This window comes from Inquilinus sp. CAU 1745, assembly GCF_039839375.1.
Taxonomy (GTDB): Bacteria; Pseudomonadota; Alphaproteobacteria; order DSM-16000; family Inquilinaceae; genus JBDOQU01.
This window is the reverse complement of record NZ_JBDOQU010000028.1, coordinates 1-9,562: the sequence shown is the minus strand read 5'-3', so window position 1 is coordinate 9,562 and position 9,562 is coordinate 1. Positions and strand designations below refer to the sequence as shown.

Annotated in this window: 9 protein-coding genes; 5 read left to right on the top strand and 4 right to left on the bottom strand. The window is 65.7% G+C overall.

Features of this window, described 5'->3' with window-relative positions; all coding sequences use genetic code 11:
• Positions 1-198 precede the first annotated feature (198 nt).
• The 3 genes from AAFN89_RS20675 to AAFN89_RS20665 all read right to left on the bottom strand — a co-directional run bounded on the left by AAFN89_RS20675 (position 199) and on the right by AAFN89_RS20665 (position 5,007).
• The gene (locus tag AAFN89_RS20675; RefSeq protein WP_347541201.1) at positions 199-2,586 is read right to left on the bottom strand and encodes an autotransporter domain-containing protein; all 2,388 of its coding nucleotides are present in this window, start codon (positions 2,584-2,586) and stop codon (positions 199-201) included.
• 402 nt (positions 2,587-2,988) lie between these two features.
• On the bottom strand, positions 2,989-4,059 hold the full coding sequence (locus AAFN89_RS20670; protein ID WP_347541199.1) for a helix-turn-helix domain-containing protein: 1,071 nt from the start codon (positions 4,057-4,059) through the stop codon (positions 2,989-2,991).
• Positions 4,060-4,131: 72 nt separating this feature from the next.
• On the bottom strand, positions 4,132-5,007 hold the full coding sequence (locus tag AAFN89_RS20665) for a LysR substrate-binding domain-containing protein (protein WP_347541197.1): 876 nt from the start codon (positions 5,005-5,007) through the stop codon (positions 4,132-4,134).
• Between the two features lie 104 nt (positions 5,008-5,111).
• Here AAFN89_RS20665 and AAFN89_RS20660 point away from each other — a divergent pair, with 104 nt between their 5' ends.
• On the top strand, positions 5,112-5,540 hold the full coding sequence (locus tag AAFN89_RS20660) for a VOC family protein (RefSeq protein ID WP_347541195.1): 429 nt from the start codon (positions 5,112-5,114) through the stop codon (positions 5,538-5,540).
• A gap of 255 nt (positions 5,541-5,795) precedes the next feature.
• Positions 5,796-6,119 (top strand): DUF2934 domain-containing protein, encoded by a 324-nt coding sequence (locus AAFN89_RS20655; protein ID WP_347541193.1) that lies wholly within the window; start codon positions 5,796-5,798, stop codon positions 6,117-6,119.
• 21 nt (positions 6,120-6,140) lie between these two features.
• Here the strand turns inward: AAFN89_RS20655 and AAFN89_RS20650 are convergent, their stop codons facing one another.
• Positions 6,141-6,548, bottom strand: a complete 408-nt coding sequence (locus tag AAFN89_RS20650) for a PaaI family thioesterase (protein ID WP_347541191.1) — start codon at positions 6,546-6,548, stop codon at positions 6,141-6,143.
• A gap of 113 nt (positions 6,549-6,661) precedes the next feature.
• Between AAFN89_RS20650 and AAFN89_RS20645 the strand changes: the two genes are divergently transcribed.
• From AAFN89_RS20645 to AAFN89_RS20635, 3 genes are read left to right on the top strand one after another with little or no spacing between them, the layout of a single operon-like run.
• Positions 6,662-7,522, top strand: a complete 861-nt coding sequence (locus tag AAFN89_RS20645; protein ID WP_347541189.1) for an enoyl-CoA hydratase — start codon at positions 6,662-6,664, stop codon at positions 7,520-7,522.
• Entirely contained in the window at positions 7,522-8,052 is a 531-nt protein-coding gene (locus tag AAFN89_RS20640; protein WP_347541187.1) for a CoA-binding protein, read from the top strand. Before AAFN89_RS20645 ends, AAFN89_RS20640 begins: the two co-directional genes overlap by 1 nt.
• A gap of 4 nt (positions 8,053-8,056) precedes the next feature.
• A complete protein-coding gene (locus AAFN89_RS20635) occupies positions 8,057-9,373 on the top strand; it encodes an O-acetylhomoserine aminocarboxypropyltransferase (protein WP_347541185.1) in 1,317 nt (438 codons plus the stop codon).
• Positions 9,374-9,562: the final 189 nt, after the last annotated feature.

The following is a 9,562-nucleotide window of genomic DNA, read 5'->3' as shown; positions in this document are numbered from 1 at the left end:
CACCAAGAAAGTCGCCATCATCGCCGTCGCCAGAAAGCTCCTCACCCACCTCAACGCCATGCTCAGAGACCGTAAAGCCTGGGCCTGACAACACAGTTGCCAGCCTCCGCTGGAATGACGGGAGGGGAAATTATCGCCCTCCTTCTCGTGGCGAGCCCGCCATGCGGGACCAAAGATGAGGAAGGGTGAGGTACTGGCCTAGAATTTCACCGTCAGCGTCGCCCTGGCGCCGTGATCGCTCGACCCGCCGGCGATTTGCCCCGAATAGGAGAGACCGAGCGTCGTGGTTTCGGTGACCTGGAAATCCAGGCCCGCTTCCAGGATCGCGGCATCCTGGGCGATCGGGACGCCGGCGATGGTGAAGATGTCGCCGCCGGCGAAGGCGTGGGTCGAAAGCGGCGTGACGTCGCCGAAGGCGTGGCGCCAGCCGAGCATGCCGCGCGCTTTCACCTCTATTTCGCCGGGCGTGAAGCCGGCCGAGGCCCTGAGACCGAGAGTGGTGAAGGCGGCGTCGGTATCGGCGCTGTCGCCGGCCAGCGCGGCCGCCCCGCCATCTTCGGTGAAACCGTCGGTGTGGAGATTGACATAGGCCAGGCTGACGAAAGGCTCGAAGGCCAGGGCTTCACGCCCGATCCTGTAACCCAGTTCGCCGAAGGTCTGGGCGGTCGCCGCGTCGTAATCGGCCGACAGGCTGTCGGCAAGGCCGGGAACGACGACCGAGCGGTCCGTCCCGATATCGTGCCAGCTATAGGCCGCGCCGAGCCGCAGGCCGAGCGCGCCCCATTGCGTCCCGCCATAAAGGCCGAGATGGTAGCTGTCGGCCTCGCCCGAAGAGCCGCGCTCATCGACATCGAAGCTGGAGCGGCTGTAGCCGGCGAGAAGTCCGGCGCGCCAATCGCCGACCGGCGCATCGGCGCCGATGAAGACGCCGCCCGTGGAGCGCCCGAAATCGGCGGCGTTGCCGTCGCCCTCCCGCTCGCCCCAGGAACCGAAGCCGCGCATCCACATGGCGGCGCGACCGGTATCGGCCGCGGCGGGCGCGAAGGCGTCCGCGCCTGCGGCTTGCTGCTTTGCAGGACCAAAGGCCATGACCGGCAGCCCCGCCCCGCCCGCGCCGGCGAAAGCTGCGCGCACCCTTGCCGCCGCGGCCTCGCGCAGGAAGCGGCTGTCCTCCAGCATCATGCCCCTGGCCGAGGCGTGGATCTCACCGGACATCTGGTCGAAGGCGGCGCGCGCCTGGTCGGCGTCAAGACCGACCACGGCGTCATGGACAAGCGAGCCCGCGCCCGTGCTTTCGATGCCTTCGCCTGTATGGCGCTGGTTGGAGGTTTCCCCGATGACGCTGAAAGAAACCTCGTTGCGCACAAGGTTCAGATAGACGTTGTTCGGATCGTAACCGAGGGTCGGGTCGAGGAAGGCGAAATTCGAGGCGACGTCGCCGAAGACACCCGTCACGCCGCCATCGGCCGTCAGGATCGTATAGGTCGAGTCCGGCCTGTAGGCGCCGGCCGCGCCGATATGGATGACGGAGCCGCCGGCAAGGGTCGCCGCGCCGGTGGCGTGGATCAGGTCGCTGGCGCTGCCGGCGGGATCGACCTCCACCTCATAGATCGAGCCGGGCGCGAAGGCGATGCCGTCCGCGACGTTCAGCGTGCCGATGGAGTTCCCCGGCGCGACCACGCCGCCCGAGGCCACCGTCGTATCGCCCACCGTCCCCGAGCCGCCGAGCCGGCCGCCGGAGAACACGTCGAACGTGCCGCCCAGCGTGCCGTTCACGAGCAGCGTTCCGCCGAGGATTGCCGTCGGGCCGGCATAGCTGCTCACGCCGGTCAGGGTCAGCGTGCCGGCGCCGAGCTTGGTGAGGCCGCCGGTTCCGTCCAGTGGCGCGCCGATGCCGATGTCATAACCATTGCTGTCGATGAATGCGCCGCCGGCGTCGATCGTCACATCGCCCGCGTTGAAACTGCGCAGAAAATCCGTTTGGTCACTCGTCGCGCGCAGGATACCGCCATCGAAGGTGAAATCGGCGCTGCCCGGGCCTCTCTCGACATAGCCGGTTTCCAGTACGCCGCGAGCGCCAGCGACGCCATCGAGATTCAGTGTGCCCGTGCCGCTCCCAAACGTCCCCAGGATCGTATAGGCGGATGCCGTCCTGCCGCTGTTATTGACCGCCAGCGTTCCATTTCCGCCGCTACCTCTGCCGATTTCGAGCGATCCGGAAATCTCCCACGACGCATCGATCCCCGAGATGGTGACAACGCCGCCATCGAATATCACCGCTTCACCTACGGTGACCGACCCGCCATCCATGATATCCAGGATGCCAGGATTACCAGTGCCGCCGACGTTCAGCGAAGTTCCGATGTCCCATCGTGAGTTTTTGCCCTCGACGGTGGCCGATCCGTTGGGCGACATATCATTGCCGACAGAAGCGGCGGCACTGAAAACTGTCCCCCCATCCTTGATGATCAACGCACCAGGTTCGCTGAACCCGACAGTAAGGCCATCGGTCTCCCACACCGCACCCGGTCCGGCGACTGTCACGACCCCATTCGAGGGAAGGACGCCGATCCCGATCCGAACCATGCCGCTATGCACCTCGCCGCCCGCGCCAATAGTCAGCGTGCCCGAGCCACTGGCGCCGACACTGAGATCCCCGGTCGCCCATGGACTTGGCTGCGTCCCCGAGCCATCGCCGAGGACGGTTTCATGTGCGCCGCCGGTAATTACTGTCTGCGACAATGCCGGCCCGGCCGCCGGGATCAACGCCAACGCCGACACGCCGCCCCACAGCAGATGCCTGGTAACGGACGCAGGTGAAATCCTTGCCGATCGCCTCATCGCCGCGTCCCCCTCGTTCGGCCAACGCCTTTCGTCAGGGGAACGGTATAAAGTCTTTGAAAAACAACGGGTAATGTACCCGTCTCAAAACATGGCTATCTGCGTCTCAAATGCCTGTCGGGGATGGAACCGCCGGTTCCGGACAGATCATTGGCGCGTCGACATGGCTCTTGCCTGGGTCGGGCTGACGCCGAATCTCCTGCGGAACATCTGGTTGACGTTGGGGATGTCATGGAACCCGCAGCGGTAGGCCAGAACGGCGACCAGCGCGCCGTCCGACGTTCTTTGCAGCAACCGCATCAGCCGCTGCAGCCGCAACTCGCGAATATGCCCGGAGACCGTCAGGCCATGCCCCTGGAACAGGCGGTAGAGCGTGGCGCGAGAGCAGCCGACGGCGGCGGCGATCTCCGACGGATTAAGGTTGTGCCTGCCCAGATGCGCCCGGATATAGCGCTGAGCGGCCATGAACAGCCCCTCGTTCCCCGTCTTGCCCGGGACGGCCGTTCCGGCGAATGCGCCTTCGATCGTCGCGATCACGAAAGCTTCCGAAGCGTCGAGCATGGTCAGTCGCTCCGCCGCGTTCATGCCGGAAACCGCCCTGGAAAGCTGAAGAAGATGCGCCCGCAGCAACGGCGTCAGGCTGGAGGCGGCCAGCGCCTTCGCAACGCTGCTCGGCGGTGGAATCCTTACCGGAAAGATCGATTCCATCAGGGAGCGTGGCAGATCGATCTGGATGAGCGAACTGCAGCCCTCGATGGCGAGGCGCAGGGGGCGGGCCACGTCGACCAGGAAGAAGTCGCCCGCCTCCGCGACGATCTCGCTGTCGCCTTCATATTGACCGGTGAGCTTGCCCTCGACGATCAGGTGCAGCGCCATCTCGTCGCTCTGGTCCGCCCGGATATGACCCGGCGTGCGCGTGCCGGCGAAGCCATCGGTCCGCACCAGATGCATCTCGCCCGACAGCGAGGCGAGCGAGGTCGCCGTCGCGCGGAAATCCCGCGCCTGACGTTCGTTCGGCCGATCCACCTGGAGGCCGCGGACCAATGATCCGGTCCAGTAGTCGTAGCGCTCGGGCGGCGGCGCGGCTTCCGAACTGACCGTCTGGAAAATATACCCGTACGGACGGCCTTGCGAAAATTCATGAAGCGAATCCTGCCCGGAAGCGCTCATGAACGAACCCTTGCCGCCGAGGGCGATTTCCTGGACGTCATCCGGCATGGGTACTCTCTCCCGTTTCCCGAAGGTCGGGCCCCGGCGGTCCGCCGGGGGCAACGCAACTTCGATCGCCGCCTATCCTCGCGTGTGAGACGTTACCATTTGCCTACACTCAGCAATGAAGCGAGCGGCTGGTTCGTCACAGGTCGGGGGAGCCAGAATGCCGATCTCCCTGAAGATTTCCGCATCGCCCAGCTCGATGACGCGCACGCCCCGGAAGTGGTCCTCATAGGCTTCCGCCCTCGGCACGATCGCGACGCCCATGCCGTCGGCGACCATGCTCAACAGGGCGGGAATGTCATCCATCTCGACCCAGTCGTCGACCGGGACGTCTTCCTGTTCGATCAGGCGCTCCACCAGCCGTCCGCCGAACGAATGACGGTTGTATCGCAGGAAGGCGCGCCCCCTCACCGCGGATTTCCAGTCCGTGTCGCCGGTTCCAGGCGGCGCCGCCAGAACGAAACGCTCCAGCACCAGAGACTCCCACCGCACGGTCGGGGGCAGTCCGAAGCCTGGCCGGATGATGACGGCAAGGTCCAGCCCGCCGGCGTCCAGACGGTCCAGCAGTTCCAGCGAGGTTCCCGGCACGATCTGGATGTGGAAGCCGGGGAACGCCGGGTGGAAAGCCTTCAGGGCGCGCCGAAGGATCGTCGGTTGCACGGACGAGATCGCGCCGATCCGGAGGCGTCCGGTCCGGGCCGACCAGTCCAGGGGCTCGGTCAGCGCCTCGACGCCGGCAAGGATTTCCCGCGCCCGCGCCAGCACCGTGCGTCCGGTCCGGTTCAGGACGGCGGAACGGCCGGTCCGGTCGAAGAGCCGGACCCCAAGCTTGCCTTCGAGGCGCTTCATCTGCCCGCTGACGGCGGCCTGCGTCAGCCCGAGCCGGGCGCCGGCGGCAGCGAAAGTGCCATATCGGGCGACCGCCGAGAGCGTTTTCAGTTCAGGGATCATGCGGGATTGATAATTTTTGGTTGGGCTGAGCGCAATTATATACAGCTTCTCGTTTTGCTCGGAATCACCTATCTGAAGGTCATTCTCAGAACGGAGATTTAAAGATGACCGACCAGACCATCCGCCCCTTCCATCTCGCCTTTCCGGTCGACGACCTCGAGGCCGCGCGCGGCTTCTACAAGGGTCTTCTCGGCTGCGGAGAAGGCCGCAGCTCACCCGACTGGGTCGATTTCGATTTTTACGGCCATCAGATCGTCGCGCATCTGGCGCCAGGGGAAACCGGGGCGGCCGCCACGAGCGCCGTCGATGGCCACGGCGTGCCGGTTCGTCATTTCGGGGTCGTCCTCTCGATGGAGGAGTGGCGGAAGACCGCCGACCGTCTGACGGAAGCCGGAACGAAGTTCGTGATCGCCCCCTACATCCGCTTCGAAGGCCAGCCCGGCGAGCAGGCGACGATGTTCTTCCATGACCCGGCGGGCAACGCCATCGAGATGAAGGCTTTCAAGGATATCGGCCAGCTGTTCGCGAAGTGAGGCGTCATTGTCTCATCGTCATGCTGGACTTGATCCAGCATCCATAGGGCGTCGAGACCAACAGACCGCGCTCGTTCTTCTCCGCCGGTGAAGCGGCAAGGGCCCATGGATTCCGGATCAAGTCCGGAATGACCAAAAAGAGGAAGGGCGGGCTTGTCGAAGCGGGGGTCGCCCGGGGGAACTCCGGGCCCGTCGCGGCTGTTCCGGTTATGGTCGCGGGTTCCGATCCGGGCCTGCGTGATAGCGGAGGAGCCGATGGTCACCAAACCCACCAAACGACAAAGGTCCAAGCCGTCCAACGACGATGTAGACGAGGCGTCGGAGGAGAGCTTTCCCGCCAGCGATCCCCCGGCCTGGACGTCATCGGGCGAGAAGAGGAGCAGCGAAGGAGCCGGACAGCCGGAAACCGGAGAGCAGGACCAGGGCGTCGGCTACCCGCGGGAAGGAACCTCCGACGAGGACGAGGATATCAGGCGGCGCGCCTACCGGTTCTGGGAAGACGAGGGACGCCCCGAGGGGCGCGAGGAACTTCACTGGCAGCGGGCGAGGGAGGAATCCGAACGCAACCGGAAGGGCTGACACGGTTCAGGCGGGCAGACCTCAGGCGGGCGGAATCGAATAGGAGCCGGTGGCGTGGGCGACCGGCTCTTCCCCGCCTTCGGAGAACAGCAGCACCTCTCCATAGGCCAGCCTCTTGCCCAGCTTCAGCAGGCGGCCCTCCGCGACCAGCGCGGCCGGGGCCGGCCGCCGGAGGAAGTTGATCGTCATGCTGGTGGTGACGGCGAGATCGACCCGGCCGAGCCGGCTCAAGACGCAGCCATAGAGGGTGACGTCGGCAAGGCCGAACTGGGCGGGGCCGCTGATCGTGCCGCCGGGGCGCATCATGTCCGGCCGATAGGGCAGCTTCAGCCGGGCCGCGCCGTCGCCGATCGACAGCACCTCTATCCCCTGCCCCGCCGAGGGCACCAGGTCGCGGACAACGCCCTCGAACTCCTCCCGATCGATCATCCGGCTTCCTTTCCCCCGATTCCCCGAGACATGGTTTTGCGGCCCGCATCGGGCCGGAGTAGACTTCATTTCGATAAAGCACCTTAGCGGACGAAACGATGGAGAAGCACTCAATGACGCTCACCGGCCGATATTCGCAGCCGGAGTTCGCCGACCGGCCGATCCATACGGAGGGGCCGACGGGAAAGCTGCTTCTTCGGGAGGACAGAAACGGCGTCACGACCCTGACGATGAACCGACCGGCCGCGCGCAACGCCCTTTCCAACGCGCTGATGAACCAGCTTCACGAGACGCTTGAGCAGGTCGGCGAGGATTCGTCCGTCAAGGTGGTGGTGCTGGCCGGCGCGGGACCGGGATTCTGCGCGGGGCACGATCTGAAGGAGATGCGGGCGGCCGGCGGCGGCGACAGGGCGGCGGCGCGCAAGTTCCATGAAGGCGTCTTCCGCCGGTGCAGCCGGGTAATGATGGCGATCACGCACCTGCCCAAGCCGGTCATCGCGAAGGTCCACGGCATCGCAACGGCGGCGGGCTGCCAGCTTGTCGCGACCTGCGACCTGGCCGTCGCGTCCGACCAGGCGAGATTCGCGACGCCGGGGGTCAATATCGGCCTCTTCTGCTCCACCCCCATGGTCGCGCTCACCCGAGCCGTCGGCCGGAAGGCGGCGATGGAGATGCTGCTGACCGGCGAGATGGTCTCAGCCGAGGAGGCGAAGACTCTGGGGCTGGTCAACCGTGTCGTCCCGGCCGAGCAATTGGACGAGGAGACCGACGCGCTGGCGCGGCTGATCGCGTCGAAATCGCCGCTGACGCTGGCGATCGGCAAGGAGGCCTTCTATCGTCAGGCGGACATGGATCTGACCGCCGCCTACGAATACGCCTCGGAAGTGATGACGCGGAACATGCTGGCGCGCGACGCGGAGGAAGGCATCGACGCCTTCCTGGAGAAGCGGGCGCCGCATTGGAGAGGGCAGTGATGGATACGGCTTATCCGGCCTCGGATCATCCGGTTTCCGAGCCGGTGAACCACGATTCCTATACCGACGAATACCTGCGCGCGACGCTGGCGCTGGTGAAGACGATCGCCATAGTCGGGGCCAGCGCGAAGGAGATGCGGCCCAGCTATTTCGCGATGAAGTACCTCCAGGGGAAGGGCTTCCGGGTGATCCCGGTCAATCCCGGCGTCGCACCCCAGCCGATCCTGGGAGAGCCCGCCTATCCCCGCCTTGCCGACATCCCCCAGCCGGTCGACATGGTGGATATCTTCCGCAATTCGGAGGCCGCGGGCCATATCGTCGACGAGGCGCTGGCCTTGCCCAACCGGCCGAAGGTCATCTGGATGCAGTTCAATGTCCGCAACGATGAAGCGGCGGCGAAGGCCGAGGCGGCGGGCATAAGGGTGGTGATGAACCGGTGCCCGAAGGTGGAGTACGCCCGTCTGAATGGCGAGCTTTCCTGGCAGGGCATCGACAGCCGCGTGATTTCCTCAAAGAGAAGAAAGCTGTGACGACATGACCGATACCCCTCGCACCCCCGGATTCGACACGCTGGCGATCCACGCCGGCTCAGCCCCCGACCCTGCAACGGGCGCCCGGCAGACGCCGATCTACCAGACGACCTCCTACGTCTTCGACGATGTCGACCATGCGGCCAGCCTGTTCAACCTGCAGAAGCTGGGCTTCATCTATTCGCGCCTGACCAACCCGACCGTGTCGGTGCTGGAAGGCAGGCTGGCCGGGCTGGAGGGCGGCATCGGCGCGACCGCCACCTCTTCGGGCCATGCCGCGCAGCTTCTGGCGCTGTTCCCGTTCATGGAGCCGGGCGGGGAGATCGTCGCGTCGCGCAAGCTCTATGGCGGGTCCATCAACCAGATGGGCGTCAGCTTCCCGCGCGCCTTCGGCTGGAAGACCAGCTTCGTCGACAGCGACGATCCCGAGACGGTGCGCGCCGCGATCACCGGCAACACACGGGCCGTCTTCATCGAAAGCCTGGCCAACCCCGGCGGCGTGATCTCAGACATCGAGGCGATCGCCGCGATCGCCCATGAGGCGGGCGTGCCGCTGATCGTCGACAACACGATGGCGACGCCCTATCTATGCCGGCCGATCGAGTTCGGCGCGGACATCGTGGTCCATTCCACGACCAAGTTCCTGTCCGGCAACGGCACCTCGGTGGGCGGCGCGGTGATCGATTCCGGCCGGTTCGACTGGTCGAGTTCCGACAAGTTCAAGGCGCTGACGGACGAGGATCCCGGCTATCACGGGCTGCGCTTCCACGAGACGTTCGGGGAGATGGCCTACACCTTCTACGGCCATGCCGTGGGCCTGCGCGATCTGGGCGTCAACCAGCAGCCGATGAACGCCTTTCTGACGCTGCTGGGCATCGAGACGCTGAGCCTGCGCATGGAGCGGCATTGCGAGAACGCGCAGAAAGTGGCGGAATTCCTGGAAGGCCATCCGCAGGTGGCATGGGTGAACTATGCCGGCCTGACCTCCTCCAGATACCACGGGCTGGCGAAGAAATACGTGCCCAAGGGGGCCGGGGCGGTCTTCACCTTCGGCGTCAAGGGCGGCTACGAGGCCGGCGTGGCGGTGGTGGAATCGGTGGAACTGCTGAGCCATCTGGCCAATATCGGCGACGCGAGGTCGCTGATCATCCACCCCGCCTCCACCACCCACCGCCAGCTTTCGCCGGAAGGGCTGGAGGCCGCTGGGGCGGGACCGGATGTCGTCCGCGTCTCTGTCGGGCTGGAGAGCGTGGAAGACATCATCGCCGACCTGGACCAGGCCCTGAACCAGACCGGCGACCGCAAGGCGGCGGCGGAGTAGGAGGGTCACCGCGCCAAAGGCAGTCATGCCGGACTTCGATCCGGCATCCATGGAGCGTCGACACCGTATGGATTCCTGTGTGTTGGATGGTTGCTATGATGGGAGCGGGAAGGAGGCCGTTGGATTCGAGGTCGCCCGATCGGTAGACCGTATGCTGGCCTGGCCCCTTCCCGCTCGTCTTGCACCAAC